The 25,614-nt window shown below is 64.4% G+C and carries 26 protein-coding genes; 13 read left to right on the forward strand and 13 right to left on the reverse strand.

Features of this window, described 5'->3' with window-relative positions; genetic code table 11:
• Positions 1 to 95 precede the first annotated feature (95 nt).
• On the forward strand, positions 96 to 956 hold the full coding sequence (locus H7X45_RS10370; protein WP_187334807.1) for a TorF family putative porin: 861 nt from the start codon (positions 96 to 98) through the stop codon (positions 954 to 956).
• 57 nt (positions 957 to 1,013) lie between these two features.
• Here H7X45_RS10370 and glmS read toward each other — a convergent pair whose 3' ends face one another.
• Genes glmS through glmU form a run of 5 tightly spaced genes read right to left on the reverse strand, consistent with a single transcriptional unit; the run spans position 1,014 to position 5,700 of the window.
• A complete protein-coding gene (gene glmS / locus H7X45_RS10375; protein WP_187334808.1) occupies positions 1,014 to 2,849 on the reverse strand; it encodes a glutamine--fructose-6-phosphate transaminase (isomerizing) in 1,836 nt (611 codons plus the stop codon).
• Between the two features lie 30 nt (positions 2,850 to 2,879).
• Complete coding sequence (locus tag H7X45_RS10380; RefSeq protein ID WP_187334809.1) at positions 2,880 to 3,260, reverse strand: type II toxin-antitoxin system VapC family toxin; 381 nt, start codon at positions 3,258 to 3,260, stop codon at positions 2,880 to 2,882.
• Positions 3,257 to 3,616 carry a ribbon-helix-helix protein, CopG family gene (locus H7X45_RS10385; protein WP_187334810.1) on the reverse strand — a complete coding sequence of 120 codons (360 nt, stop codon included), beginning with the start codon at positions 3,614 to 3,616 and terminating at the stop codon, positions 3,257 to 3,259. The genes H7X45_RS10380 and H7X45_RS10385 overlap by 4 nt, the downstream gene beginning before the upstream one ends.
• Positions 3,617 to 3,646: 30 nt before the next feature.
• A complete protein-coding gene (locus H7X45_RS10390; protein WP_187334811.1) occupies positions 3,647 to 4,342 on the reverse strand; it encodes a hypothetical protein in 696 nt (231 codons plus the stop codon).
• Positions 4,342 to 5,700, reverse strand: coding sequence for a bifunctional UDP-N-acetylglucosamine diphosphorylase/glucosamine-1-phosphate N-acetyltransferase GlmU (gene glmU / locus H7X45_RS10395; RefSeq protein WP_187334812.1), 1,359 nt, complete (start codon positions 5,698 to 5,700; stop codon positions 4,342 to 4,344). The genes H7X45_RS10390 and glmU overlap by 1 nt, the downstream gene beginning before the upstream one ends.
• Before the next feature lie 81 nt (positions 5,701 to 5,781).
• Here glmU and H7X45_RS10400 point away from each other — a divergent pair, with 81 nt between their 5' ends.
• Entirely contained in the window at positions 5,782 to 6,480 is a 699-nt protein-coding gene (locus H7X45_RS10400; RefSeq protein ID WP_187334813.1) for an HAD hydrolase-like protein, read from the forward strand.
• The gene (locus tag H7X45_RS10405) at positions 6,477 to 7,229 is read left to right on the forward strand and encodes an enoyl-CoA hydratase/isomerase family protein (RefSeq protein ID WP_187334814.1); all 753 of its coding nucleotides are present in this window, start codon (positions 6,477 to 6,479) and stop codon (positions 7,227 to 7,229) included. Before H7X45_RS10400 ends, H7X45_RS10405 begins: the two co-directional genes overlap by 4 nt.
• 47 nt (positions 7,230 to 7,276) lie before the next feature.
• Here H7X45_RS10405 and H7X45_RS10410 read toward each other — a convergent pair whose 3' ends face one another.
• The 5 genes from H7X45_RS10410 to H7X45_RS10430 form a co-directional block, all read right to left on the reverse strand.
• Positions 7,277 to 7,693, reverse strand: a complete 417-nt coding sequence (locus H7X45_RS10410) for a DUF4019 domain-containing protein (protein ID WP_187334815.1) — start codon at positions 7,691 to 7,693, stop codon at positions 7,277 to 7,279.
• Between the two features lie 55 nt (positions 7,694 to 7,748).
• Positions 7,749 to 8,822, reverse strand: a complete 1,074-nt coding sequence (locus H7X45_RS10415; RefSeq protein WP_187334816.1) for a nucleotidyltransferase domain-containing protein — start codon at positions 8,820 to 8,822, stop codon at positions 7,749 to 7,751.
• Positions 8,819 to 9,673 (reverse strand): HprK-related kinase A, encoded by an 855-nt coding sequence (locus H7X45_RS10420; protein WP_187334817.1) that lies wholly within the window; start codon positions 9,671 to 9,673, stop codon positions 8,819 to 8,821. Before H7X45_RS10420 ends, H7X45_RS10415 begins: the two co-directional genes overlap by 4 nt.
• Positions 9,666 to 9,956: an HPr-rel-A system PqqD family peptide chaperone gene (locus H7X45_RS10425; protein ID WP_187334818.1), complete on the reverse strand. Its 291-nt coding sequence runs from the start codon at positions 9,954 to 9,956 to the stop codon at positions 9,666 to 9,668. The genes H7X45_RS10420 and H7X45_RS10425 overlap by 8 nt, the downstream gene beginning before the upstream one ends.
• Positions 9,957 to 10,025: 69 nt before the next feature.
• Entirely contained in the window at positions 10,026 to 10,445 is a 420-nt protein-coding gene (locus H7X45_RS10430) for a hypothetical protein (protein WP_425498167.1), read from the reverse strand.
• A 154-nt stretch (positions 10,446 to 10,599) separates the two neighbouring features.
• Between H7X45_RS10430 and H7X45_RS10435 the strand changes: the two genes are divergently transcribed.
• The 9 genes from H7X45_RS10435 to H7X45_RS10475 all read left to right on the forward strand — a co-directional run bounded on the left by H7X45_RS10435 (position 10,600) and on the right by H7X45_RS10475 (position 19,176).
• Positions 10,600 to 11,886 carry an ATP-binding protein gene (locus H7X45_RS10435; RefSeq protein WP_187334819.1) on the forward strand — a complete coding sequence of 429 codons (1,287 nt, stop codon included), beginning with the start codon at positions 10,600 to 10,602 and terminating at the stop codon, positions 11,884 to 11,886.
• Between the two features lie 152 nt (positions 11,887 to 12,038).
• Complete coding sequence (locus H7X45_RS10440; RefSeq protein ID WP_187334820.1) at positions 12,039 to 13,088, forward strand: substrate-binding domain-containing protein; 1,050 nt, start codon at positions 12,039 to 12,041, stop codon at positions 13,086 to 13,088.
• A 97-nt stretch (positions 13,089 to 13,185) separates the two neighbouring features.
• A complete protein-coding gene (gene pstC, locus H7X45_RS10445; RefSeq protein ID WP_187337108.1) occupies positions 13,186 to 14,562 on the forward strand; it encodes a phosphate ABC transporter permease subunit PstC in 1,377 nt (458 codons plus the stop codon).
• Positions 14,559 to 15,833, forward strand: coding sequence for a phosphate ABC transporter permease PstA (gene pstA / locus H7X45_RS10450; RefSeq protein WP_187334821.1), 1,275 nt, complete (start codon positions 14,559 to 14,561; stop codon positions 15,831 to 15,833). The genes pstC and pstA overlap by 4 nt, the downstream gene beginning before the upstream one ends.
• A gap of 7 nt (positions 15,834 to 15,840) precedes the next feature.
• Positions 15,841 to 16,698: a phosphate ABC transporter ATP-binding protein PstB gene (gene pstB / locus H7X45_RS10455; RefSeq protein ID WP_187334822.1), complete on the forward strand. Its 858-nt coding sequence runs from the start codon at positions 15,841 to 15,843 to the stop codon at positions 16,696 to 16,698.
• Positions 16,699 to 16,722: 24 nt separating this feature from the next.
• Positions 16,723 to 17,403, forward strand: a complete 681-nt coding sequence (gene phoU / locus H7X45_RS10460) for a phosphate signaling complex protein PhoU (protein WP_187334823.1) — start codon at positions 16,723 to 16,725, stop codon at positions 17,401 to 17,403.
• 12 nt (positions 17,404 to 17,415) lie between these two features.
• Positions 17,416 to 18,111 carry a phosphate regulon transcriptional regulator PhoB gene (gene phoB / locus H7X45_RS10465; RefSeq protein ID WP_187334824.1) on the forward strand — a complete coding sequence of 232 codons (696 nt, stop codon included), beginning with the start codon at positions 17,416 to 17,418 and terminating at the stop codon, positions 18,109 to 18,111.
• Positions 18,112 to 18,431: 320 nt separating this feature from the next.
• Positions 18,432 to 18,848, forward strand: a complete 417-nt coding sequence (locus H7X45_RS10470; RefSeq protein ID WP_187334825.1) for a response regulator — start codon at positions 18,432 to 18,434, stop codon at positions 18,846 to 18,848.
• Entirely contained in the window at positions 18,841 to 19,176 is a 336-nt protein-coding gene (locus tag H7X45_RS10475) for a hypothetical protein (protein ID WP_187334826.1), read from the forward strand. The genes H7X45_RS10470 and H7X45_RS10475 overlap by 8 nt, the downstream gene beginning before the upstream one ends.
• On the opposite strand, the gene H7X45_RS10480 is transcribed toward H7X45_RS10475, so the two are convergent.
• From H7X45_RS10480 to H7X45_RS10490, 3 genes are all read right to left on the reverse strand, one after another.
• Positions 19,157 to 19,990, reverse strand: coding sequence for a glutaminyl-peptide cyclotransferase (locus H7X45_RS10480; RefSeq protein WP_187334827.1), 834 nt, complete (start codon positions 19,988 to 19,990; stop codon positions 19,157 to 19,159). The genes H7X45_RS10475 and H7X45_RS10480 overlap by 20 nt on opposite strands.
• An 86-nt stretch (positions 19,991 to 20,076) precedes the next feature.
• Complete coding sequence (locus H7X45_RS10485) at positions 20,077 to 21,480, reverse strand: porin (RefSeq protein ID WP_187334828.1); 1,404 nt, start codon at positions 21,478 to 21,480, stop codon at positions 20,077 to 20,079.
• 133 nt (positions 21,481 to 21,613) lie between these two features.
• The gene (locus H7X45_RS10490) at positions 21,614 to 23,710 is read right to left on the reverse strand and encodes a M13 family metallopeptidase (protein WP_187334829.1); all 2,097 of its coding nucleotides are present in this window, start codon (positions 23,708 to 23,710) and stop codon (positions 21,614 to 21,616) included.
• Positions 23,711 to 23,904: 194 nt separating this feature from the next.
• On the opposite strand from H7X45_RS10490, the gene H7X45_RS10495 reads away from it, so the two are divergent.
• The gene (locus H7X45_RS10495; protein ID WP_187334830.1) at positions 23,905 to 25,521 is read left to right on the forward strand and encodes a carboxyl transferase domain-containing protein; all 1,617 of its coding nucleotides are present in this window, start codon (positions 23,905 to 23,907) and stop codon (positions 25,519 to 25,521) included.
• Positions 25,522 to 25,614 lie beyond the last annotated feature (93 nt).

Below are 25,614 nucleotides of genomic sequence, written 5' to 3' on the forward strand. Positions count from 1 at the left end.
AAACTTACATTGCGGACAGGATGCGCGCCCTTCGGCTAGAGACGTCGGTTCCGCAATGCAGCAGGATCAAGCTACACTCGCACGAAAGGATCAACATGCGCCAATCCCGCCCCCTTCTCACAGCTTCTCTGCTCGCCGCCCCTCTCCTCGCCTTAGCCGCGCCTGCCATGGCGCAGAGCTACGACACCGCCCCGCCGGAAGACATCGCCGTATCCGCCAATGTGGCGCTGGTGAGCGACTATCGCTTCCGCGGCATCTCGCAGACCGACAAGGAAATCGCCATTCAGGGCGGGGCCACGCTGTCCAACCCGCAAAGTGGCCTGTACGGCGGTTTCTGGGCGTCCAACCTGGCTGGCTGGGGCACCTTCGGCGGCTCCAATACTGAGCTCGATCTGTTCGGCGGTGTGATTGTTCCCGTCGGCGGGGGCGAACTGGACGCAGGCGTCGTCTGGTACATGTATCCCGGCGGCGCGGACACCACCGACTTTGCCGAACTGTATGCGAAGCTGAGCGGTACCGTCGGCCCGCTCTCGCTGACCGCCGGCGTCGCCTATGCGCCGCCCCAGGAAGCGCTGGGCAATGTGTTCTTTACCGGCGCCGCGGCGGCTGCCGGCATTCCGAACGATCCGGGCGATAAGGAGGATAACCTCTATCTCTCCGGCGATGCATCGGCCGGCATCCCCACTACGCCGGTGACGCTGAAGGCGCATATCGGTTATTCCAACGGCAATCCCGGCCTTGGCCCCAACGGCACCAGCATCGCGCCGACCGGCGAATATTGGGACTGGTCGCTGGGCGCGGACGTTGCCTACAAAGCGCTCACTTTCGGCGTCGCTTATGTCGATACCGACATTTCCCGTGCCGAATCGGCGTATCTCCTGCCCAATTTCTCGGCGTTGGACGGCGGCCGGATCGATAACGGCACGGTTGTGTTCTCGGTCAGCGCAGGCTTCTGACCCTTCCGCAATCAGAAAGGGCGCGCCCGGCGGCGCGCCCTTTGTCATGTTCGCCGCCTATTCCACCGTTACCGATTTGGCGAGGTTGCGCGGCTGATCGACGTCGGTGCCCTTGGCCACCGCGACATGATAAGCGAGCAGCTGCACCGGCACCGCATAGATCAGCGGCGCGATCAGCGGATGCACCGTCGGCATCTCGATCGTCGCCAGCGTGCCCTCGCCCGCTTCCTCAATGCCCTTGGCGTCCGAGATCAGCACGATCTTGCCGCCACGCGCGGCCACTTCCTGCATATTGGACACAGTCTTGTCGAACAGCGGGCCGGACGGGGCGATGACGATGACCGGCACCGCCTCGTCGATCAGCGCGATCGGCCCGTGCTTCATCTCGCCCGCGGCATAGCCCTCCGCATGAATATAGCTGATCTCCTTCAGCTTTAGCGCGCCTTCCATCGCCATCGGGAAGTCCGGGCCGCGGCCGAGATAGAGCACGTCGCGCGCCGGGGCGATCAGCGGGGCAATCGCCTCGATCGCGCCGTCGCGGCTCAATGCATCGTTCATCGCTGCAGGCGCTTCGGTGAGATGCTTGACGATCTCCTGCTCTTCCTCTGCCGTCATGCGCCCCTTCACGCGCGCCAGATGCGCGGCGAGTGCGGCGAGTACGGCGAGCTGGCAGGTGAACGCCTTGGTGGAAGCCACGCCGATTTCGGGGCCGGCATGGGTGGGCAAGAGCAGGTCCGCCTCGCGTGCCATGGTGCTGGTGGGCACGTTGACGACGACGGCGATCTTCTGTCCCTCCTCGCGCGCATGCCGCAGCGCGGCGAGCGTATCGGCCGTTTCGCCCGACTGGCTGATGAAGAGCGCCAGACCCCCTTCTTCCATGATCGGTTCGCGGTAGCGGAATTCGGATGCCACATCGATGTCGACCGGCACGCGCGCGAACTGTTCGAACCAGTATTTGGCGACCATGCCGGCATAATAGCTGGTGCCGCAGGCGACGATGGTGACGCGGCGGATTTCGGACACATCGAACTGGATGTCGGGCAGCGCGACCACGTTCTCCAGCGGGCGCAGATAGGAGCCGAGTGTCTGCGCGACCACGGTCGGCTGCTCGAAGATCTCCTTCTGCATGAAGTGGCGGTAATTGCCCTTCTCGATCGCGCCCGCAGTGACGCCGCTGTCCACGAATTCGCGCTCCACCGGCTGGTCGTTCTCGTCGAGGATGCGGATGTCCCCCCGCTTCACGATCACCCGGTCCCCTTCCTTCAGATAGGCGATACGGCGGGTGAGCGGGGCCAGCGCCAGCGCGTCGGAACCCAGATAGGCCTCACCCTCATCCTCGTCTTCGCCGCGACCCACCACCAGCGGGGAACCGAGGCGCGCACCGATCATCAGATCGTCATGATCGCGGAACAGAATGGCGAGCGCGAACGCGCCTTCCAGCCGGGGCAGCACGGCTTTCACCGCGTCTTCGGGCGATTGCCCTTGTTCCACCTGCTCGGCGATCAGATGAACCACCACCTCGGTATCGGTCTGGCTTTCGAAGGTGCGTCCGCGCTCCTGCAGCTCGCGGCGCAGCGGCTTGAAATTCTCGATGATGCCATTGTGGACCACCGCAACCGCGCCGCTGGCATGCGGGTGCGCGTTGTCGACGGTCGGCGCGCCATGCGTGGCCCAGCGCGTGTGCGCGATCCCGGCGGAGCCTACCGCGGGCTCGTCCGCCAGCTTGGCCGTCAGATTGCGCAGCTTGCCCTCGGACCGGCGGCGTTCGAACTGCTCGTCATGAACCGTGCAGATGCCGGCCGAATCGTAGCCGCGATATTCCAGCCGTTTCAGCCCGTCGACCAGCCGATCGGCCACATCGCCGCGTCCGAGGATTCCGATAATACCGCACATGAGAAGATGCTTTCGTAAAGGGAGTTGGCGTCAAAGAGTGTAGGGAACACGGATGCCCGGCATGTTCGCCGGAAAATCCTTTGTATTGCGGGTAATGAGGACGCGGCCACGCAGCATTGCGGTGGCGAGGATAATGGCATCGGGAGACGCCAGCCGACCACGCTCGCGGCGGAGCCCTGCGGCACGCGCAGCGATTTCGGCATCGATCTCGTCCATCCCGAAACCGGAGAGGAGAATTTCAGCCCGGCGAAGTTGCTCGCCTTCTCCCTTGGAAAGCACCTCGATCCAGACCATCCTGCTGATCCAGGCGCGCCCATTGGCTTCGCTCGCGCGCCGGATTTCATTGCGCGCTTGCTCGATCCCGCGCAGCGCATCAATCAGGATGTTCGTGTCGAGGGAATAGCCGCTCATGAAGAGGACCGTTCGGCTTGGTCCTTCTTGGCAGACATCTCCAAGTAGATGCGACGCTGGCGGTCGTCCTCTTCATCGAAAAGATCGGGAAATTCCGCCTTCACATCCTCGTAATCGTCGTCCCAAGGCCGCGTCCAGGAAGCGCGCTCGCGGCGCTGCCATTCCACGGCGTCGCCAATGTCGTTACGGTCCGCCCAGGCCCCGAAGCCGATGTCGAGCCAGTCCTTCGGGGCTTCGGCGCGGTAGGCGCTCACTGCCTCGCGCAGAATGGACGCGCGCGACTTGCCCTGCTCGGCCGCCAGAGCGTCGAGCCATTTGATGTCTTCATCGGGTAGATCGGCCAGGATGCGCGTCATGATATCGCGATATCATGCAGTGATATCATGTCAAGATGGATGATCGACCAGTGCGTCCTGATCGGCCAGCTCGGCATATTTCTTCGAAAAGGCGTAATCGACGGAATACAGCGCCTCACCGCTACAGCCATGGTCCTGGATGATTTTGCCGTCTTTCATCACCAGAACGCCATCGTCGAACTGCGGATCATTGGGCTCGCCAGCCGTGAAATTGGTGCGGACCACGCGGCTGTAGACGACATAGCGATAGGCCCCGCGCGTAAAGCTCAGCTGCGCCTCTCCGCCGCCCGAATAGGGTACGGAAACGAAGCGGATCGCCCCGCCGCCGCGATGCTCTGGGAAGACGAGTTCGCTCTCTTCCTTTAGATTGCCGTAGCGATATTGCGGGAAGCGCCCGCCGCCGGCCTCCGCCGCAGCGCAGACGGAAGCGGTCTTGCCGTTTTGCAGGCGGCAGGAAAAGAGGCGCTTCTCTCCCGGCGCACACAGATCGGCCTTGCCGGGCAAGGGCGGGACCATCGATGTCGGCCGCGTATCAAGCGCGGCTGCGGCGGTCGTGGTCGTGGTCGTGGTCGTGGTCGTGGTCGTGGTTGCTTTGGACGCAGAAGACGCTTTGGCCGCAACGGTCTTCCCGCCCGCCGAGCGTTCCTGCGGCCCCTCCTGCCCGCAAGCCGTCAGCAGAAGCGCTGCTCCTGCGACGCCGATTAGCGCCCCCTGGGCCCCGTGCATCAACCCTCCTTCTTCTTGCGCATGGTGCTGTTGAAGCGGTCCGCCCAGCCGGGCTTTACCAGCTGCTCGCCGCGCACCAAGCGCAGGTCTCCGTCGCCGACATCGCGGCTGACCGCGCTGCCTGCCGCGACGATCGCGCCGCGGCCGATGGTGACGGGGGCGATCAGCGCGCTGTTCGATCCGATGAACGCGCCTTCACCGATGACGGTCTTGTGCTTGAACCAGCCGTCATAATTGCAGGTGATGGTGCCCGCGCCGATATTCGCGCCCGCGCCCACATCGGCATCGCCCAGATAGGTGAGATGATTGGCTTTCGCGCCCTTACCCAGCACCGTCTTCTTCATCTCGACGAAATTGCCGACCTTCGCGCCCTCTTCCATCACCGATCCGGGCCGCAGCCGCGCATAGGGGCCGACGGAGCAGTTCGATTTCACATGCGCGCCCTCCAGATGGCTGAAGGCATGGATCACCGCACCGTCCTCCACCGTGACGCCGGGGCCGAAGACGACGTTCGGTTCGATTCTAACGTCGCGGCCGATCTGCGTGTCATAAGCGAAGAACACGGTTTCCGGCGCGATCAGCGTGGCACCGTCGGCCATCGCGCGTTCCCGGCGGCGGCGCTGCCAGTCGCCCTCCACACGGGCGAGTTCGATGCGACTGTTGACGCCCGCCACCTCGTCTGCATCCGTTTCGATCACCGCGCTGGGCTGGCCGGGCAGCATCACGATATCGGGAAGATAATATTCGCCCGCCGCATTATCGTTGCCGATCTGATCGAGCAGCACGAACAAATCGGTCGCCCGCGCAGCCATCAGCCCGCTGTTGCACAGCGTCACGGCGCGCTGCGCCTCGCTCGCGTCCTTATACTCCACCATCGTTTCGATGATGCCGGTGCCATCCGCGATGATGCGGCCATAAGCGGCGGGGTCGTCCGGGCGGAAGCCCAGCACCACGCAGCGCGGATCGTCGCCGCGCCGCAGCCGCTCGACCATCCGGCGCATCGTCTCCGCGCTCACCAGCGGGACATCTCCGTAGAGGATCAGGATATCGCCCGAGAAACCTTTCAGCGCATCATGCGCCTGCGCCACCGCATGGCCGGTGCCCAACTGCTCGGTCTGCTCCGCAATCGCCACGCCGCGTCCCTCGACGGCCGCCTCCACCTGCTCCTTGCGCGCGCCGACCACGACCACCTGGCGTTCGACGCCCAGTTCCTCCAGCGTATCGATGAGGTGCAGCAGCATCGGTTTTCCCGCGATTGCGTGCAGCACCTTGTGCGTGTCCGATTTCATCCGCGTGCCCGATCCGGCGGCGAGCACGATCGCGGCGAGCGGGCGGTCGGGAGAAGTAGGTTCGGTCATCGGCTTGCGGTCTCCTTTGATCGCCAGCCTTTCGCATGGCGTCCTTGCATAATCCAGCCGCTTGCGGGCATGCCGGGTGCCATGACCGATTTTCCGTATGACATTGTGGGCTTCGACCTCGACGGCACGCTTCTGGACACGAGTGACGAGCTGACCGCATCGGTCAATCACACGCTCGGCCTGATGGGCCATCCGCCGCTGACGCGCGAGCAGGTGAAGCCCATGATCGGCCTGGGCGCAAAGCATATGCTGAAAGTCGGGATCGAGCAGACCGGGGCAAAGGGCGAGGAGGCGGAGATGCTGCTGAAGCAATATCTGCCGCGCCTGCTCGATCATTACGGCGCGCATCTGGGCAGCGGATCGCATCCCTATCCGGGCCTGCTGGATGCGATGGACGCGCTGACCGAACGCGGCGTGACGCTGGCCGTCGTCACCAACAAATATGAAAGTTTTGCCGAAACGCTGCTGAGCGCCGTGTCCTTACGCGATCGGTTCGCCTGCGTGATCGGCGGGGATACGATGGGCAAGGGCAAGTCCAAGCCGCACCGTGCGCCGATCGACGAGATGATCCGGCGCTGCGGGCATAAGCCCGGCGAGACCCGCGCCGCCTTCATCGGCGATTCGATCTACGACATCATGGCCGCGCACAATGCCGGGCTGCCCGCCATCGCGGTCAGCTTCGGCTTCCTGCATCAACCGGTCGAGGAACTGGGCGCCGATGCGATCATCGACCATTATGACGAGCTGATCCCGACGCTCGAACGATTGGCAACAGCATGAGCATCGGCATGCAGGTCGAAGGCGGCATCGCCACGATCACGATCGACCGGCCCTTGCGCAAGAATGCGCTCCGGCTGGAAGACTGGGAGGCGCTGGCCGCGCAAATCGAGGAAGCGAAGGCCAGCCTTGCGGTGCGCGCGATCATCCTGACCGGCGGCAAACCCGGACAATTCTGCGCCGGCGCGGATATCCACGACATCGCCGCGAACCGCGAGGATGCGGGCTGGCGCGCACGCAAATTTGCTGCGGTGCGCGCCTGCAACCGGGGTTTATGGGAAGCGGATATTGCGGTCATCGCCGCTATCGATGGCGATTGTATTGGCGGCGGGTGCGGGCTCGCGCTCGCATGCGATCTGCGCATTGCAACGCCGCAAAGCCGGTTCGGCGTCACGCCGGCCAAGCTCGGCATCGCCTATAGCCGCTTCGACACCCACCTGCTTGCGGCTACCGTCGGCGTGGCGGAGGCCCGCCGCCTGCTTCTCACCGCCGCGCTGATCGACACGGAAGAGGCCTGCCGCATCGGTTTGATCCACGAGATCACGGACAACGCCCTACGCCGCGCCCGCGATCTGGCCCGGACGCTGATCGCCAATTCCGGCCACAGTATCGCAGCGACAAAGCAGCATCTGCGCGCCATTGCGAGCGGCACCGTGGACGACGACGAAGAGAGCCGCAGCTTGTTCGAGGACAGCTATGTCCAGCCCGGCTTTGCCGAACGCATCGCCCAATTCCTGACGCGTAAGGCGTGAAGCGCATAGGCCTGTCGTAAAAAAGAGAACGCGCCGCGCCGGAGCGTTCAGCCCGTGACGAAGACGTCGCTGTTGATGGTGTAGGCGAACAGTTCGGGCCCGTCGGCGGTGATGCGGTAGACGAACTGTTCGGCCGCCTTGCCCTTGGCGTAATCGCTGTCGTAACCCAGCGTCACATATTGGCCCGATCCATTCATGGAGCTGTTGAAGCCGGTCCGCCGCGCGCTGCGGAACTTGCCGAGCTGGCGCTGCACACCCGCGAGATATTTGTTGAACATGGCCCGGTCCGAGCTCTTGCGAAACTCGCCGCTCGCCGCATTGTAGATCGCGTCATAGTCACCGGCGTCGTAGAAGGCACGGAAATCGGACACCGCCTGCTCAGACCCGTTGACGTTCTCCGTCATCGAGCATCCGGCCACCGCCACACAGACGGCCGCCGCCGCGCCATATTTCATCCAGTGCATATGTTTTATCCCCCCGTTGAAGCAGGCGTGGCCATGCGCGGCCCGCGAAATTCCATCAGCCCCGCTGTCCCTTGCGCCATTTGATCCACAGATGGCGCGCCAGCATTTTGGGCGGCATGCGCAGCCAGTGGCCGCGAATATAGAAAAAGAAGCGCAGCGCCCGGTTCGTCTGGCGGCCCCAACCATCGCGGGCCATCATGCGTTTTTCGAACCATTTGTCGCTGGCAAGCGTGCGGCCACGCAATTTCTCGTCCACCGGTGTATCATAGATCCGTTCGGCAAGTCGCAGGGCGCGGCGGACATAGGGCAGGATCTCATGCCGCCGCGCCCGCACCGCCAGGGCGTCCCAGAAATTGGCGGAGCCTGCGAACTCGCGCAGCATCCGGTCGATATCCCAGAGGTTGCGAAGGCCCCCGTCCATCTCTCCATCCGCCAGTAGGTGCGCGATCGAATGGCACACCATGTCTGCGGGCGAGAGGATGTGGAGCCCGTGCCAGCTGGAAAATTTGGCAAGACGCACGCCTTTCGCCTTCTCATCCGGCTGCAACGCGATGGCCGATCCGATCATCGCCTTGGCATCGGGCGTGGGCCGCGCTGTCTTGGGAAGGATGGTGTGATGAACGTCGATCATCCGATCCCGATCGCGGTGGATCAGCGGGGGCAGCTCGTGCATCCAGCGGCGATAATAGGCATCGTCATAGGCGTCTTCCTTCACCCACTCCCAGCCCGCGGCGAGCAGCGCGCGCTCCACCTCCTCCAGATCCTTTTCCGCGACCAGCAGATCGAGATCGCCGATCGATCGCCCGCGCCCTGCATCGAGATTCGCCGCGACATAAGCCGTGCCCTTCAGCAGCACCGCCTTGCCCTCATAGCCAGCCAGAGCACGCCGAGCGCAGTCCGCTTCCCACAGCGCGGCGCGGCGTTCCTGCGCGGCCATGACACGCGCATCGGACAGCACCACCGCGACCTCTTCGGGCACGCTGCGCCCGTCCAGCCGATCGGCGAGCGCACCGATCAGGCGTTCGGCGCGCGCCGTCGCGATCAGCTCGTTCCACTGGCGTGCGCCGAACTGACCGGCAATGCGCGGATCGACCAGACAGGCGGTGAGGCGGCGGGCGGCGGCGGTCATGCCAGCGTCTCCCACAATTCCTCGATCAGCTCGGCCCCCTCCTCGCCCCGGCCGTAGTCGATCGCGCGCGCGGGAACGGTCTCGCACAGGCGCGTAAGCGCGGCGAAGCCCGCCTCGCCCAGCGCCACGTAATTGGTGGATGCCTGCGTCAGCCGCATGAACAGTTCGCCCGGCGGCACCGTGCGCACCGCGCGGCGCTCTCCGAAGCGGGGAAAGAGGATCAGCTTCGGCAAGGCTGGTTCGGCCATCCGCTCGATCGCATCGACGGGCGGGACGAGATGGCGGATGTCGCCCTTGGGCGTGCCGCGCAGCCGCGGGCCGAGGCGCCTATGCCCGACGCGCTGCTCCAGCGCCTCGATGCCGCTGTTCTTCAGGCTCACCAGACGGGGAAAGGGATGGATCGCGCCATCTTCCAGCCCCAGCAGCGCAAACTCGTCGCTCATGAAGCGCCAGCCCGTCTCGCCCAGAAGCGCGGCCATGGTCGATTTGCCCGAACCCGACAGGCCCGTCATCACGATCGCGCGTCCGTCCTTTTCGGCGGCACCCGCATGCAGCAGCAAATGCCGCCGCCAGCCGAGCGCCATCTGCAGGTTCATGCCCATCTCTGCCGCCAGCAGCCCCTGTGCCAGCGGCAAGGGCGCGGCGTCCGGCAGCATGAAATCGCCCGCGATCATGGCCGAGGGGCGCAGATATTTCCGCCAGGGCTTCGCCGGATCGAGCCGGACCGTGAAATCGACATGGCGGGGCTTGGGATAGGCCGCGTAGATCCCCTCCAGCTGCTCGATCGGCGCGCGCCAGGCCGAACCGATGCGAAATGCGGCAGGCCCTACCTTGAGGCGCAGCTCATGCATGGGCTTGCTTCCGTTCGATAAGGCCGAGCGCGGCCAACTCGGTCAACCGCGCCCCGATCAGCGCAGCCGCGTCCCCTTCCAGATCGAACCGCTCGCCCAGCCGCTCCGCCAGGTCGGCAGCGCTTGCCGGCGCATCGCCCATCGCCTCCATGATTTCCGGCACCGGCTCCACCACGATATGCGTGATGCCCGAGCGGCGATCATAAACGAGCGTCAGCGCCTCGAGCGGATGCCAGACGAGATCGGCGGCGGCGGCGCGGATGTAGAGCGGTTCATCGTCCATGCGGCTCCCCTTGTCCGCAGGGAAAGCCCGCTACGCAAGAGCGAATGCAGTGGGAGCGAAAGCCCGCGGCTAGCGCGGCATCTGGAGCGAGGCATAGCAGGTGAACCCGCTCTGCCCCGCCTGCAACCGGCGGATATAGTTCAGATAGGCCTCGTTCTGCTCATAACTCGCGCCGGGAAGCGGACGGCCTTTCAGCGCGTTCTTCACTTCCTCTCCGGTGAAATTGCGGCCCGGAGGGGCAAAGGAGCCGGGCGTATCGGGCGGCACCAGGCTGCCATCGGCGGCGATATACTGGCCGGTCTGGCTGCGATCGGGCACCGGAATCTCGCAATTGAGCACCGATCCCGCGGTCTGGGCGATGGCCGGCTTGATGCTGACGACGGTGGATGCGGCAAAAGCGCCGAGCATCAGCGCGCGGCGGCGATCGACCACGCCGCGCGGTGCGTTGCCGCCTTCGGTTTGCTCGCCGCCTTCGTCCGCCACGTCCATTCTCCCTCATTCGAGACGGCCGACATAGCCGCGCGCGCCTGCGAAAGCGATAGCGCGGGCGGCGGGGCCGGGTTGCCGTCCGATCGCGGGACAGGATGCCAGCGAAAACTTGCCAATATATTGCAGCGCCCTGCTTTGCTATGGGACGGCCGCGATGACCCGTTTTTCGATCCTCCGTCTGTTGCTCGCCGCGCTGCTGTTCATCGCGGGCGCGATCATCGCAGGTTACAGCAGCGTGCCGGCAGAGCGGGCGTTCATTATGGCGGTAACCGGCATGATCGCGATTTTCGTGGCAGCGGATCAGGGCGGCGGGCGTGCCCGCGCCCGCCCGGCGCGCAACACAGCGCCATCGCCCGGCCGGATCACCCATCATCCCGATTTTCAGGGCTTCATCGACGCCTCGACCGACCCGGTGATGGTGGTGGAGGCGGCGCGCGTCACCAACGCCAACCGGGCCGCGCGGCGGCTGTTCGGCGAGAATGTGGTGGGCGAGAATGTCCGCACCGCCGTGCGCCATGCAGGCGCTGCCGAACGGCTTGCCGATGAAGATGCGAAGCATGAGGGGCGACCGCTGCGGCTGACCGGGATCGGCCTGCGCGATCAGGCATGGGACATGCACATCCAGCGCATCAGTTCCGGCCAGAAGCTGGTGCGGCTGACCGATCGAACGTCGAGCCAGGCCGCGGAAAAGATGCGCGTCGACTTCGTCGCCAATGCCAGCCACGAACTGATGACGCCGCTCTCTTCGGTCAAAGGTTTCATCGAGACGCTCAGCGAGCCCGATGCGGGCGAATACGCGCCCACGCGCACGCGTTTCCTGGGCATCATGGCCGCCGAGACGGAGCGGATGCAGGCGCTGGTGCGCGATCTGATGTCGCTGAGCCGGATCGAGGCGGAGAAATATCAGCCGGTTGAGACCACGGTCGATCTCAGCGATATCGCGCGCAGCGTAGCGGGCGAGCTGGCCGCCGGATCGAACCCGCGCGGTGGGGACATCGTGCTGCACGGCACCGATGAGCCGCGCATGGTGATGGGTGACACTTCGCAGTTGCGCCAGCTGCTCTACAACATCCTGTCCAACGCCATGAAATATGGCCGCAAGGACACGCCGATCACGCTGTCGATCGGCCTGACGCGCTCCGGCTCGATGGCGCGGCTGCGGGTCGCCGACGAAGGCGAGGGGATCGCGCCCGAACATATTCCGCGGCTGACCGAGCGTTTCTACCGTGTCGATTCGGGCCGCAGCCGGCAACTGGGCGGCACCGGCCTTGGCCTGTCGCTCGTCAAACATATCGTGGACCGCCATCGCGGCCATCTGGAAATTTCCAGCGAGCCGGGACGCGGCACGACCATCAACGTCATGCTGCAAATCGCGCGGTTGGCGGACGATCCGCCCTCTTCCCCGCCCCTTTTATCGGGCGACACATCGGGCATGCTGTAAAATCGATCGACCCAAACCGTAACATCACTGTCATATGACAGTCACCCGGAAGCCACCTGCCGCCCCTAAAGGGCGCTCATACCGGGTTCCCGCCGCGCGATGGCTGCTTTGGCCCGCCCACTCATAAATACCGATTTTCCAAGGGGTTGAATATGTTGAAGAGATTCGCTGGCCTTCTGGCCGGAGTCGCGCTGCTTGCCGGTTGCCAGGATCAGGCGAGCTCGTCGGGTGGCGGCACGCGTGATCACATCGCGATTGTCGGCTCCTCGACGGTCTTCCCCTTCGCCAAGGCCGTGTCGGAGCGTTACGCATCGGGCGGCGCCGGGCGCACCGCGCCCGTGCTCGAATCGACCGGTACCGGCGGCGGTATCGAGCAGTTCTGCGCCGGCGTTGGCCCGAACACTCCGGACATCGCCAACGCATCGCGCCGCATGAAGCCGAGCGAGTTCGAGACCTGCCAGAAGAACGGCGTGACCGACATCGCCGAAGTCAAGATCGGCATCGACGGCATCGCCATGGCGCAGTCCGTCAACGGCCCCAAGATTCAGCTGACCGAAGAGCAGATCTACAAGGCGCTGGCCGCCAAGCCGTTCGGCATGGAACAGACCGCCAAGAGCTGGGCCGATGTCGATCCCTCGCTCCCCAACATTCCGATTGCCGTCTACGGCCCGCCCAGCACGTCCGGCACGCGCGACGCGTTCGAAGAGCTGATCATGGAGAAGGGCTGCGACAGCAACGCCGAGATGAAGGCGCTGAAGGACAGCAACAAGGATCAGCACAAGGCGATCTGCACCGACATCCGCACCGACGGCGCGTATAAGGAGCAGGGCGAGAACGATAATCTGATCGTCCAGAAACTGGTCAGCAATCCGGACATGATGGGCATCTTCGGCTACAGCTACATGGCCGAAAATGCCGACAAGGTGCGCGGTATCCCGATTCAGGGCGTCACGCCGACCTATGAGACGATCGCGGACGGCCAGTATCCGGGCGCGCGGCCGCTCTTCATCTATGTGAAGAAGGCGCATATCGGGAAGATTCCGGGCCTGCAGGAGTTCGTGAAGGAATTCGTCTCCGCCGGCGGCGCCAACGGCTATCTCTCCAAGCTGGGCCTGATCTCGCTGCCCGACAGCGAGCGCGCGGCATCGGCGGGCGAAGCCGGTACGATGAAGTCGATCGACGCCGCCAGCCTGGCGGGCTGATCCGCAGCAGCAACGATCCGGCGCGGCGGCGGGAGCGATTGGCCCGCCCGCCGCGCCGGTTGCTTCCACGAAGCCGAGCGGGCAAGGGGTTGAGATGATGGCTGGGGCGGGGCTGCTTTTTCTGGTTCTGGGGCTGGGCCTGATCGCCTGGATTACCGGACGTGCGCGCGCGGCGGCCTTCGTCCATGGCGACCGCACGAATCTCAATAGCCTGCCGAGCTATCACGGCTGGTACGTCGCGCTGTTCGCGATCGTTCCGCCGCTGCTGTTCCTGGCGGTATGGACCGCGATCGTCCCGGCCCTGCAAACCGATATGGTGCTGTCCGCTCCCGAGGCGGCTTCGCTGCCGATGGACGGCTTCACCCGCGCCTCGATCCTGTCCGAAGCGCGCGCCATTGCCGAAGGCACACAGACCACGGCCTTCCAGCCGATGGCGAACAAGTTCGTGCCGCTCTACGAGGCGGCGATCGCGCATTACAACTGGATCGCGGTGGCGGCGACGCTGCTGCTGCTGTTCGCGGGCGGCGCCTATGCCTTCACCCGCCTGAAGCCCGATTTCCGCGCCCGTACCAAGGTGGAGCGCGTGGTGATGGCGGGCTTGCTCGTCGCATCGCTGATCGCGATCATCACCACCATCGGCATCGTCGCCTCGCTGATCTTCGAGACGGTGCGTTTTTTCTCGGTGGTTTCGCCGATCGAATTCCTGTTCGGCGCGAACTGGAACCCGCAATCGACCGTCACGCCCGGCGGAGACAATGGCTTCGGCGCCATCCCGCTGTTCTGGGGCACGGTGTTCATCGGCGCGATCATCGCCATGATCGTCGCAATCCCGCTCGGCCTGATGAGCGCGGTCTACCTGACCCAATATGCCCGCCCCGGCTTCCGCAAATGGATGAAGCCCATCCTGGAAATTCTCGCGGGCGTGCCGACCGTGGTCTACGGCTATTTCGCGGCGCTGACCGTGGCCCCGGCGCTGCGCGATTTCGCGGCCATGCTGAACATTCCGGGCGCATCGTCCGAAAGCGCGCTGGCCGCGGGCGTGGTGATGGGCGTGATGATCATTCCCTTCGTCTCCTCGATGGCGGATGACAGCATTGCCGCCGTGCCCAATTCGATGCGCGACGGGTCGCTCGCCATGGGCTCCACCAAATCGGAGACGATCAAGAAGGTGCTGGTCCCTGCCGCATTGCCCGGCGTGGTCGGCGGCGTACTGCTGGCCGTCAGCCGTGCGATCGGCGAGACGATGATTGTGGTGATGGCCGCCGGGCTTACCGCCAACATGACCGCCAACCCATTTGCCAGCGTGACCACGGTAACCGTGCAGATCGTGCAGCTGCTTACCGGCGATCAGGAATTCGACAGCCCCAAGACGCTCGCCGCGTTCGCGCTGGGCCTTGTCCTTTTCATCGTGACGCTGCTGCTCAACCTCGTCGCGCTGCGTGTCGTGAAGCGCTACCGGGAGGCCTATGAATGACTGACGCTCCCGCCCCCGCCAGACGCACTACGCCGACCGACTGGTCGAGCGATGCCATGCAAAGGCGCATCGCCAAGCGTTACGCCGCAGAGCGCCGCTTCAAATATCTCGGCCTTGCTGCCGTGATATTGTCCGCCGCGTTCCTCGCCTTTCTGCTCTACGTCATGGTCGGTAACGGCCTGGGCGGTTTCCAGCAGACCGAGGCGGAGCTCACCATCGATTTTCCGGCGTTGACCGGCGGCACCAGCGCCGCAGCGATCTCCGGTGAGAATGCCGAGACCGTAGTCGGATCGCTCGATCTGCCCGGCGTCGTCGGCGTGGCGATGGAAAGCCAATATGGCGATGCCGGCAACCAGATCTTCTCAAGCGGTGCCTGGCAGGTGGTGCAGCAGAAGCTGCTTGCCGATCCGCAGCTGATCGAGAGCGAGCAGACGCTGTGGCTTCCCACCAGCTCGGAAATCGACATTGCGGCCAAGGAAGATGGCCCGCCTGCGGCCGAGCGCCTGCTCGCCATGCTGCAGCAGAAGGACGCCGTGCAGACCAGCTTCAACACCACCTTCCTGACCGGATCGGACGCGACGGACCCCGCGCAGGCGGGCATCTGGGCCGCGTTCAAGGGATCGCTGATGACGATGTTCATCACCATCATCCTGGCCTTTCCGGTGGGCGTGCTGGCCGCGCTCTACCTGGAGGAATATGCGCCCAAGAACCGCTGGACGGACCTGATCGAAGTCTCGATCAACAATCTGGCGGCGGTGCCCTCGATCATCTTCGGCCTGCTCGGCCTCGTCGTATTCCTGAACTGGTTTTCCATGCCGCGCTCCGCCGCGATCGTGGGCGGCCTTACTCTGGCGCTGATGACCATGCCGATCATCGTCATCGCCGGACGCAACGCCATCAAGTCCGTGCCCCCCTCGATCCGCGAGGCGGCGCTGGGCATCGGGGCGTCGCCCGTACAGGTGGTGTTTCACCATGTTCTGCCGCTGGCGCTGCCCGGTATCCTGACCGGCACGATCATCGGCATGGCCCGCGCGCTGGGCGAAACCGCGCCGCTGCTCCTCATCGGCATGCGCGCGTTCATTCCGACCCCCCCGGACGGCTTCACCGATCCTGCCACCGTGCTGCCGGTTCAGATCTATCTCTGGTCGGACGAGATCAACCGCGGCTTCGTCGAGAAGACCAGCGCGGCCATCATCGTCCTGCTCGCCTTCCTCCTGTCCATGAACGCGCTGGCCATCTATCTGCGCAACAAGTTCGAAACCCGCTGGTGACCCGATCATGACCGACGACAACCGCCGCACTGAAGCCTTCGCCGAAGCCACGGACACGTCCGGTCCGGCCACGGGCGCGTCCCCATCGTCCAACGCCACCGGCCTGGCCGATCCAAAGATTCGAGCGCGCGGCGTGAACGTCTTTTACGGCGCGAAGCAGGCGATCAGCGATGTGTCGATCGACGTCGGCATGGACAATGTCGTCGCTTTCATCGGCCCGTCGGGCTGCGGCAAATCCACCTTCCTGCGCACGCTCAACCGGATGAACGACACCATCCCGATCGCGCGGGTGGAAGGCGACATCCGGCTGGACGGCGAAGACATCTACGCGCCCAAGATGGACGTGGTGCAGCTGCGCGCGCGCGTCGGCATGGTGTTCCAGAAGCCCAACCCCTTCCCCAAATCGATCTACGACAATGTGGCTTACGGCCCGCGTATTCATGGCCTTGCCGCGGGCAAGAGCGAGCTGGACGAGATCGTCGAGCGCTCGCTGCAGCGCGCAGGCCTGTGGAACGAGGTGAAGGACCGGCTCAGCGACAGCGGCACCGCGCTTTCCGGCGGGCAGCAGCAGCGCCTGTGCATCGCCCGCGCCATCGCCGTCGATCCGGAGGTGATCCTGATGGATGAGCCCTGTTCCGCGCTCGATCCCATCGCCACCGCCAAGATCGAGGAGTTGATCCACGGGCTGCGCGGCCAATATGCTATCGTGATCGTGACCCATAATATGCAGCAGGCCGCGCGCGTTTCGCAGCGCACCGCCTTCTTCCATCTGGGGTCGCTGGTGGAGTTCGGCGAAACGTCCGAAATCTTCACCAACCCGCGCGAGGAGCGCACCAAGGATTACATTACGGGCCGTTATGGATAAAACCGGGCCGGGAGGACCAGAGATATGAACTTGCAAGCCGGCCACACCGTCAAGGCGTTCGACCAGGAAATGTCGGACATCCGCGGTATGATTTCCGATATGGGCGCGCGGTCCGAAGCCGCGGTCGAGGCGGCGATGAAGGCTTTGCGCGCGAACGACACCGAAAGCGCGCGCGCCGTTGTTGCAGGCGACAAGGCGATCGACGAGCTTGAGACCGCGGTGGAGCGCCGCGTGGTCCAGACCATTGCGCTGCGCGCCCCGATGGCGGACGATCTGCGCGATCTGGTCGCCGCCCTGAAGATGAGCGGTGTGATCGAGCGGATCGGCGATTATGCCAAGAACATCGCCAAGCGCGTCGGCGCGCTGGAAGGCCACGGCTTTCTGGACGCGAACGAACAGCTGTTCCGCATGGCCGATATCGGCACCGAGATGGTGCGTATGGCGATGGAGGCCTTTGCCAAGCGCGATGTCGACATGGCCCGCGCTGTCTGCATCCGCGATGATGAGGTGGACCAGATCCACAAGGACCTGTTCGTGGATTTCATCGCGCATGTCGCCAAGCACCCGACCGACGCGACCGAGATCGCGCATCTTCTGTCCATCTCCAAGAATCTCGAACGGATCGGCGATCACGCCACAACCTGCGCGGAGATGGTGTATTTCTCGCAGACCGGGCGCAATCTCGGCGACGAAATCGGCGGATAAGGGACGCAAGACATGAACAAGCCGCGCATGTTGCTGGTCGAGGACGATGAATCGCTCGCCGAACTGGTGCGCTGGCATTTCGAGCGCGAGGAGTTCGAGGTGCGCCACACGCCCGATGGCGAGGAGGCACTGCTGCTGGCGCGCGAACAGACGCCTGATATCGTGCTCTTGGACTGGATGATCGAAAACCTCTCGGGGATCGAAGTCTGCCGCCAGCTCCGCAAGATCGAAACCACGGCCAATGTGCCGATCATCATGCTGACGGCGCGCGGCGAAGAAGATGATCGCATTCGCGGCTTCGAAATCGGCGCCGACGATTATGTGACCAAGCCCTTCTCCCCGCGCGAACTGGTGGCGCGGGTGAACGCCGTGCTGCGCCGCGTGCGTCCGGCGCTGGCGGGCGAGACGCTGAAGTTTGCCGATGTCGAGATGGACACGGTGGCCCACAAGGTCCGCCGCGGCGGCGAGACCGTGCCGCTCGGCCCGACCGAATACCGCCTGTTCAAGCACTTTCTGGAGCATCCTGGCTGGGTGTTCAGCCGGGAGCGGCTGCTCGACAGCGTGTGGGGACATGACAGCGATATCGAACCGCGCACCGTGGACGTCCATATCCGGCGGCTGCGCAAGGCACTGAACGCAGGGGGCCGGCCGGACCTGATCCGCACCGTCCGCTCGGCGGGTTATTCGCTGGATCAGGACGCCGCCTGACCACACGCGCCCCGGGCCCGTTGCATCCAGGACGGACCCGGTTTTGCGATCGGGCAGCCCTTGGGCGCGGCAGCATTGCTAGGCCGCGCAAAACCGCAATTCCCGGGGGCCGATCCCAAAGGCCAAACGGTGCCTCCAGCCTGAAAAACAGGCATATTTGTGTCCGCATTAACGATCCGGTCACCAGCACAGAATATGTCGAAAGCCACGGCCCCGCAGTCCGGGGACGACAGCCTAACCGTGAATCGGGAGGTGACTTTCCGGATGCCCGTCCGGGAAAAACCCTGCCGTTCGCGCATTGCAAATTCGGGGAGCGGCAGGTGAAAACGGCACTTATCGTCGATGACAGCAGGATCATGCTGGAAATCCTGGAGGCAGAACTGTCTTCGGACGAGCTGACCGTGGTGCCCGCCGTCAGCGGTCCAGCCGCCCTCGAATGGCTGGAATCCAACCGCGCCGACATCGTCACCAGCGATATCAACATGCCCGAGATGGACGGCTTCACCTTCCTTGAACAGATGAAGCGCCGGTGCGAACCGACTTCCCCGCCTTTTCTAGTGATCTCCACCGAAGAGCGGCGCGGGCTCGCCGAAGAGGCGGTCGCCGACGATGCGATTGCTTGGATTACCAAGCCCTTTCCCTACGGCAGCCTGTCTGAGCTGATCCACCGCCATCTGGGTTGCGACGCCACCAGCGGAGCGGAGGGTGGCGCCGCCGATGGGGCCGTCCATGCGTAAACGCGCCGCCCCGTTGATCGCAAACGAGATGCGCCGGTCCGCCGACGATATCGAAGAACTCGGGATGCGCCTTGCGGTCGACCGGCACATGGTGGTGCACCATCCCGCCGATATCCAGCTTTTCGACCTGCTCACGCAGCGGCTGCGCTGCCTCGCGGCGATCTGCGAGGCTCCGGATATGGTCCAGGCGGTGGAGGATTGCCCACTGGGCGATCTTTCCCGCAACATCACCAGCACGCTGACCGCGTGGGACAGTGGTGCGGGCGACCAGCCCGAGATCGCACCGCTTACGATCGCGCCGACGACGCTTACAGTCCGGGCACGCTGATCTCGAACAGTGTGGGCCATAGCTTGCCCGTGACGAACAGCCGCTTGCCCTTAGCATCCCAGGCGATACCGTTCAGCACCGCGTCGCGGTCCGTCTCCGCCACTTCGGCCACCAACGCTCGGCAATCGATCACCTGCGTGATCAGCCCTGTTTTCGCATCGATCTTGAGGATGAACGGCGTCTGCCAGACATTCGCCAGAATGGATCCGTTCACATATTCCAGCTCATTGAGCTGCGGGATGGCGCGGCCGTCCGGCATGTGAACCAACAACGTGCCGCGCTCGGTAAAGCTGGACGGATCCATGAAGCGCAGGATCGGCGATCCATCGCTCATGATCAGTGCATCGTCACCCGTGGTCAGGCCCCACCCCTCGCCATCATAACGAAAATTGCCCTTGGGCCGGAAGTCCTTCAGCGCCCAGCGGTGCGCGACGCCCGCCTGCCAGGTGAGGCTGACAAGCTCATCCTTCCACAGCGTCAGCCCCTCGCCGAACTCCTGTGGCGGAATGGCGACGCTCTGCAGCACCTTGCCGTCCTCCAGCCGCACCTTGCGAATGGTGGATTGCTCCAGCTGCCCGGTGCTCTCGTACAAGGTGCCGTCGTGCCACAGCAGCCCCTGCGTGAAAGCGCCCGGATCATGCGGGAAGCGCGCCACAATCGTCGGGGCGACGACGGGCGGGGCCTGCACCGGCGCGGCAGCCTCGGTGGTCTCCGCGGCTTGGGTGGACGCAGTGCCACGGGCATCGGGTTCGGCAAGGGCGCAGCCGTGAAAGGCGAAGGCTGCAATCAGCAGCAAAAGGAGCGGACGCTTCATGCGCGCGATCATGCCGCGCGCTTGCCTCCGCGACAATCGCAATTGCGGCTGGCCGCGCCGCGCTTGCGCCGTTCGTGCGGGCAGCGTCAGAACACGATCTGCGCGCGTGCCCCGATTTCGTCCACCGCATAGTCCCTGTTGCCGCTCGCCGTCGGGATGATGGCATCGCGGTACACCAGATGGCCGTAAGTCATCATGAAGCGCACATAATCGATCGGCGTCCAGATCAGCGAGGCTTCATACCCGTCCTGTGTGCCGCCCAGGATCGGCCCGTCATTGAGCCGCAGCCCGTCATAGCGCACCGCAGCCTGGATCGCGCCGATGCCGCCCTCGCTCACCGGATCGCTCACCTTCACGCCCTTGAAGATGCCGTTCTTGTACGGCCGGGTGTCATTCGTGAGGAACATGCCCAACTCGACCGAGCTGCCGAAGAAGGTGGGATCGAAACCGGTATCGGCGTTCACATGCTGCCAGAAGCCTTCCGCCTCGGCCCAGAAGCGACCGCGGACCGCCGCCAGCTCCAGACCGTAGCCGAAGGTGTTGTCGGCCAGCAGCAGCGGCGTGCCGATGAAGCGCACATCGGTGGTATGGACCAGCGGTCGCTGGCGATAGATCACGCGCTGCGGCAGGGAGCCGGGATCGTGATAATGCAGCGATCCGCCGAAATGCAGCTGGGTGCGGCCGATCTTCGGCGCATAGACCAGCCGCCCGTCGCCGCCGATCGCATCATTCGCATCGTCGAACAGATCTTCGACATTGGCGGTGAAGACACCGGCCTGCGCGATCAGCGGGCCGTCGAGATATTGCACGGACGCCCCGACGCGGCGAACGAAGTCGAAGGCATCGGTAAAGGCTGCGCGCTCGATGAAGCTGGTATCGTTGGAACTGGTCAGCTCCTCCAGGCCCTGGAAGCCGTTATGCTGACCCACGGTAAAGACCGCCTTGCCCGCTTCATATTCCATGAAAGCGTCGGTGACGACGATCTCACCGTTCGCGAAGTCCACCTCCATCTTGTAGCCGAAACCGCCGGGCATCGTGCCCTCGACGCCAAGGCGCGCGCGGCGCAGTTCGTTGGAGAAGCCCAGCCCCGGATCGCTGATGCCGTCCGGCGAGCCGACATAGGCGGCATCGTACATGATGCGCCCGCGCGGTTTGAAGCTCCAGCCATCGGCACCGCTGATCTGCGGCGCGCCTTTCCAGCTTATCTTGGTCCCGGCAGGCACGGCGGGAGTGGCAGGCGAAGGCGCGGCGGCGACCACCGGGGCCGCGGCAACGGCACGCGTTTCGGGCGGAGCGGCGACAGGCACAGCGCCATCCGCACCGTCCGGCTCGGCCGCATTCAAGCGCGCCTCCAGCGCTGCCAACCGCGCCTTGAGTTCGGCAACCTCAGCCCGCAGCGCTTCGGTTTCGCCTTGCGGCGTCTGCGCCGCAGCCGGAACTGCCATCAGCAGACCGAAGCCGACAACACCCGCCCCCAGAAATTTGCGCATTCCCATATTCCCTGAACCCGACTCCGCCGCCGGGAATAGGGCTGGGCTTCACCATTGCAAAGCCGTGATAGGAAAAAGACCGATATATGACCGTCCGGCAGGGGCCGCAGAACGCTCGATTTCGTGCAGCGAGCTACCAGATCCGTACGCGTTGATCGGGCGCAAGATACAGCTTGTCGCCGGGCTTCACGTCGAACGCCTTGTACCAGGCATCAAGGTTTCGCACGGTGAGCGCGCGATATTGCCCGGGCGCGTGCCCATCGGTCGCGATGCGCTGGCGCAGCGCCTCCTCGCGCATCTTGGTGCGCCAGCTTTGCGCATAAGCGATGAAGAAGCGCTGATCACCCGTGAAGCCGTCGATCACGGGCGCTTCCTTACCGTTGAGCGAAGCACGATAGGCATCATAGGCCGCCTGCAGCCCGGCAACGTCGGCGATATTCTCACCCAACGTCAGCTTGCCGTTCACATTCACCCCCGGAAACGGCGAATAGGCATCATATTGGTTGGCGAGCGCCGCGCCCTGCTGCTGGAAGCGTTTCAGATCTGCCTCGGTCCACCAGTCGCGCAGCTTGCCCTCCGCATCGAAAGCGGCGCCATTATTATCGAAACTGTGGCTGATCTCATGCCCGATCACCGCGCCGATCGAGCCGTAATTGGACGCCGCATCCGCCTTCGGATCGAAAAAAGGCGGCTCCAGGATCGCCGCCGGAAAGTTCAGCGCATTCTGCACCGGCAGGTTCACCGCGTTGACCGTCTGCGGCGTCATCCACCATTCGTTCTTGTCGAACGGCTGGCCGATCTTGGACAGTCGGTGGCGGTATTCCGCCATTTCTCCGCCGATCTCGTCGGCATAGGCGTTGGTGTTCGAAAGCTCGAACCCCGCATAATCGCGCCAGCTGTCGGGATAGCCCACGCCCACCTTTAGCGATTCGATCTTCGCGAGCGCTTCCGCCTTTGTTTCGGGCGCCATCCAGTCGATTTTCTGCACCCGGCTGCGGAAGGCGGCGATGATATTGCTTACCATCCCATTCACCTGCCGCTTTGCCGAGGCGGGGAAATATTTCTCGACATAGAGCTTGCCCACCGCATCGCCGAGATAGCTGTTCACTGCGGCCAGCGCGCGCTTGTCGCGCGGCTGCTGTTCGGGCGTGCCGTTCAGCTGCGTGCCGTAGAAGGCGAAGTGATCCTGATCGATCGTGCTGGGCAGCACGTCCGCATGCGCATTGATCTGGTGGAAAACCAGCCAGTCCTTCCAGCTCTGCAGCGGCTCGCTGGCGACAAGTTTCGACAGCCGAGAAATGGCGGGCGCGTGATAGGCGGCGAATTTCAACTGGTTGGAAAGCTGCGCCGCGCTGAAGAACGCGTTCCAGTCGATTCCCGGTGCCTGCTTTTCAAAATCGCCGCGGCTCCAGATCGTCGCGCTACCAGCGAAATCCTCGCTCTGCGCGCGCGTTTCATGCGCCCGTGCGATCTTGGTCTCCAGCGCGAAGATGCGGTCCGCCCGCGCCGCGGCATCGGAAATTCCGGCATCGCTCAGCAGTTTCTGGATATAGGCCTTGTACGCATCCCGGATCGCCACCTTGTCGGGATCGGTCGACAGATAATATTCGCGTTCCGGCAGGCCCAGCCCGCCCTGCAGCAGATAGGGCAGCACTTCGCCCGGCGTCGATAGCCCCTGCGTCACGAACAGGCCGAACAGATTTTCGGTCTGGAAATCGGTGGCGTTGAGCGGATCGACATCGGCGCGCAAGTTTCCGCCCAGCGTTTCGGATAATTGCTGCTTATCCTCGATCGCGGCATAACGCTGCAGATCGGGCTGGATCGGGCGCATCCCCGCGCTGTTGATCGCGTTCACGTCCATATAAGCGTGGTAGAATTTCGCGATCCGGCTGGCGTCGGAGCCGGCCATCGGCTTGGACTGCACGATTTCCTCGATCAGCGCCTTGTTGCGCTTCTCCGCCTCATTGAACACTTCCAGAAACACGCCGGTGCTGGAGCGGTCGGCCGGGATTTTCGCGGTCTTCTGCCAGGTGCCGTTGGCATATTCGTAGAAATTGTCGCCCGGGTTCACTTTGGTGTTCGTGCCGGCCAGATCGATACCGATTTCGGTGCCCGCCGGTGTCGTCGCTTCCGCCTTCGGCCCTTGCTTGTCGGGCTGCATCGAGCAGGCGGGCAAGCCTGCAAAAGTGGTGGCGGACAGAAGCAGCGCGGCGATCAGGCGGCGGTTCATGAAGGGGCGATCTTTCGTGGCTGGGTGATGGGGACGATATAGGTTTACGTTGGGGAAGGCGGAAGCGAGAACCCGGCGAAATTTTGTTGCGCGCGGCTTTTCATGGGAGCGCCTGCCCGCTAACCCCGTTGGGCGATAAGAGGAGAGACGATGCCGCACGCTTCTAAGCCGCACATTTGCATGGAGCCTGAACGATGAGCGCGCCGGTGCTGACCAGCATGGTCGACCGCGATGGAGAGGCGTTCAAGGCCAATGCCGCGCATAACCGCGCGCTCGTGGAGCAGCTGCGCGCCGATGTCGCCAAGGCGGCGAAGGGCGGATCGGAAGGAAGCCGTCAGCGCCATGTGGACCGCGGCAAGCTGCTTCCGCGCGACCGCGTGGAGCGGCTGCTCGATCCCGGCTCGCCCTTCCTGGAAATCGGCCAGCTTGCCGCCAACGGGCTTTACGGCAAGGATGATATTCCAGGCGCCGGGGTGATCGCGGGCATCGGCCATGTCTCGGGCCGCCAGTGTATGATCGTGTGCAACGACGCCACGGTAAAGGGCGGCACCTATTATCCGATGACGGTGAAGAAGCATCTGCGCGCGCAGGAGATTGCGGAGGCCAACCGTCTGCCGTGCATCTACCTTGTCGACAGCGGCGGCGCGAACCTGCCGCATCAGGCGGAGGTGTTTCCGGACCGTGACCATTTCGGCCGCATCTTCTACAACCAAGCGCAGATGAGCAGCCAGGGCATCGCCCAGATCGCCTGCGTGATGGGCAGCTGCACCGCCGGCGGCGCCTATGTGCCCGCCATGGCGGACGAGAGCGTGATCGTTCGGAATCAGGGCACCATCTTCCTCGGCGGCCCGCCGCTGGTAAAGGCCGCCACGGGCGAGGAAATCAGCGCCGAAGATCTGGGCGGCGGAGACCTGCACGGGCGCAAATCCGGCGTGGTCGATCATGTCGCGGAAAACGACGAACATGCGCTCACCATCGTGCGCGATATCGTCAGCACCCTGCCCCCACAGCCCGATCTGATGGGATCGGGATCGCTCAACCTGCGCGATCCGCGTCCGCCCAAGTTCGACGCCGAAGAGCTGTACGGCATCGTGCCGCAGGACGTGCGCCAGCCCTATGACGTCCATGAAATCATCGCGCGTCTGGTCGACGGCAGCGAGTTTCAGGAGTTCAAGGCGCTCTACGGCGAAACGCTCGTCTGCGGCTTCGCGCATATCCACGGAATGCCGGTCGCGATCCTCGCCAATAACGGCATCCTGTTCTCCGAAAGCGCGGTAAAGGGCGCGCATTTCATCGAACTGGCCTGCCAGCGGCGCATTCCGCTCCTGTTCCTGCAGAACATCTCCGGCTTCATGGTCGGCGGGAAATATGAGGCGGAGGGCATCGCCAAACATGGTGCAAAACTCGTCACCGCCGTCGCCACCGCCAGCGTTCCGAAGGTCACCATCCTGATCGGCGGCAGCTTCGGCGCGGGCAATTACGGCATGAGCGGCCGGGCTTACTCCCCCCGCTTCCTGTTCAGCTGGCCGAACTCTCGCATCTCGGTGATGGGCGGCGAACAGGCCGCCTCCGTGCTCGCCACAGTGCACCGCGACGCGGACTCCTGGAGCGAGGAAGAGGCCGAAGCCTTCAAGGCGCCCATCCGCGAGAAATACGAAGAAGAGGGCCACCCTTATTACGCCACCGCCCGCGGCTGGGACGACGGCATCATCGACCCCGCCCAGACGCGCGACGTACTCGGTCTGGCGTTCGCAGCGTGCCTGAACGCGCCGGTGCCTGAGAAGCCGCAATTCGGCGTGTTCCGGATGTGATGCAAGAAATGCGCTTCTCCTCAATCCTCCCCGGAACAGGGAGGAGGGCCATCCAACATCGGCGGATGGTGGAGGGGAATGCGCGCCTGGGCT

The sequence above is a fragment of the Novosphingopyxis iocasae genome (assembly GCF_014334095.1).
In the GTDB taxonomy this organism is placed as follows: Bacteria; Pseudomonadota; Alphaproteobacteria; order Sphingomonadales; family Sphingomonadaceae; genus Novosphingopyxis; species Novosphingopyxis iocasae.

Bases quoted from the DNA above. Each gene is read 5' to 3' on its own strand.
- H7X45_RS10370 (WP_187334807.1), top strand. From the start codon at position 96: ATGCGCCAATCCCGCCCCCTTCTCACAGCTTCTCTGCTCGCCGCCCCT.
- glmS (WP_187334808.1), bottom strand. From the start codon at position 2,849: ATGTGCGGTATTATCGGAATCCTCGGACGCGGCGATGTGGCCGATCGG.
- H7X45_RS10380 (WP_187334809.1), bottom strand. From the start codon at position 3,260: ATGAGCGGCTATTCCCTCGACACGAACATCCTGATTGATGCGCTGCGC.
- H7X45_RS10385 (WP_187334810.1), bottom strand. From the start codon at position 3,616: ATGACGCGCATCCTGGCCGATCTACCCGATGAAGACATCAAATGGCTC.
- H7X45_RS10390 (WP_187334811.1), bottom strand. From the start codon at position 4,342: ATGCACGGGGCCCAGGGGGCGCTAATCGGCGTCGCAGGAGCAGCGCTT.
- glmU (WP_187334812.1), bottom strand. From the start codon at position 5,700: ATGACCGAACCTACTTCTCCCGACCGCCCGCTCGCCGCGATCGTGCTC.
- H7X45_RS10400 (WP_187334813.1), top strand. From the start codon at position 5,782: ATGACCGATTTTCCGTATGACATTGTGGGCTTCGACCTCGACGGCACG.
- H7X45_RS10405 (WP_187334814.1), top strand. From the start codon at position 6,477: ATGAGCATCGGCATGCAGGTCGAAGGCGGCATCGCCACGATCACGATC.
- H7X45_RS10410 (WP_187334815.1), bottom strand. From the start codon at position 7,693: ATGCACTGGATGAAATATGGCGCGGCGGCGGCCGTCTGTGTGGCGGTG.
- H7X45_RS10415 (WP_187334816.1), bottom strand. From the start codon at position 8,822: ATGACCGCCGCCGCCCGCCGCCTCACCGCCTGTCTGGTCGATCCGCGC.
- H7X45_RS10420 (WP_187334817.1), bottom strand. From the start codon at position 9,673: ATGCATGAGCTGCGCCTCAAGGTAGGGCCTGCCGCATTTCGCATCGGT.
- H7X45_RS10425 (WP_187334818.1), bottom strand. From the start codon at position 9,956: ATGGACGATGAACCGCTCTACATCCGCGCCGCCGCCGCCGATCTCGTC.
- H7X45_RS10430 (WP_425498167.1), bottom strand. From the start codon at position 10,445: ATGGACGTGGCGGACGAAGGCGGCGAGCAAACCGAAGGCGGCAACGCA.
- H7X45_RS10435 (WP_187334819.1), top strand. From the start codon at position 10,600: ATGACCCGTTTTTCGATCCTCCGTCTGTTGCTCGCCGCGCTGCTGTTC.
- H7X45_RS10440 (WP_187334820.1), top strand. From the start codon at position 12,039: ATGTTGAAGAGATTCGCTGGCCTTCTGGCCGGAGTCGCGCTGCTTGCC.
- pstC (WP_187337108.1), top strand. From the start codon at position 13,186: ATGGCTGGGGCGGGGCTGCTTTTTCTGGTTCTGGGGCTGGGCCTGATC.
- pstA (WP_187334821.1), top strand. From the start codon at position 14,559: ATGACTGACGCTCCCGCCCCCGCCAGACGCACTACGCCGACCGACTGG.
- pstB (WP_187334822.1), top strand. From the start codon at position 15,841: ATGACCGACGACAACCGCCGCACTGAAGCCTTCGCCGAAGCCACGGAC.
- phoU (WP_187334823.1), top strand. From the start codon at position 16,723: ATGAACTTGCAAGCCGGCCACACCGTCAAGGCGTTCGACCAGGAAATG.
- phoB (WP_187334824.1), top strand. From the start codon at position 17,416: ATGAACAAGCCGCGCATGTTGCTGGTCGAGGACGATGAATCGCTCGCC.
- H7X45_RS10475 (WP_187334826.1), top strand. From the start codon at position 18,841: ATGCGTAAACGCGCCGCCCCGTTGATCGCAAACGAGATGCGCCGGTCC.
- H7X45_RS10480 (WP_187334827.1), bottom strand. From the start codon at position 19,990: ATGAAGCGTCCGCTCCTTTTGCTGCTGATTGCAGCCTTCGCCTTTCAC.
- H7X45_RS10485 (WP_187334828.1), bottom strand. From the start codon at position 21,480: ATGCGCAAATTTCTGGGGGCGGGTGTTGTCGGCTTCGGTCTGCTGATG.
- H7X45_RS10490 (WP_187334829.1), bottom strand. From the start codon at position 23,710: ATGAACCGCCGCCTGATCGCCGCGCTGCTTCTGTCCGCCACCACTTTT.
- H7X45_RS10495 (WP_187334830.1), top strand. From the start codon at position 23,905: ATGAGCGCGCCGGTGCTGACCAGCATGGTCGACCGCGATGGAGAGGCG.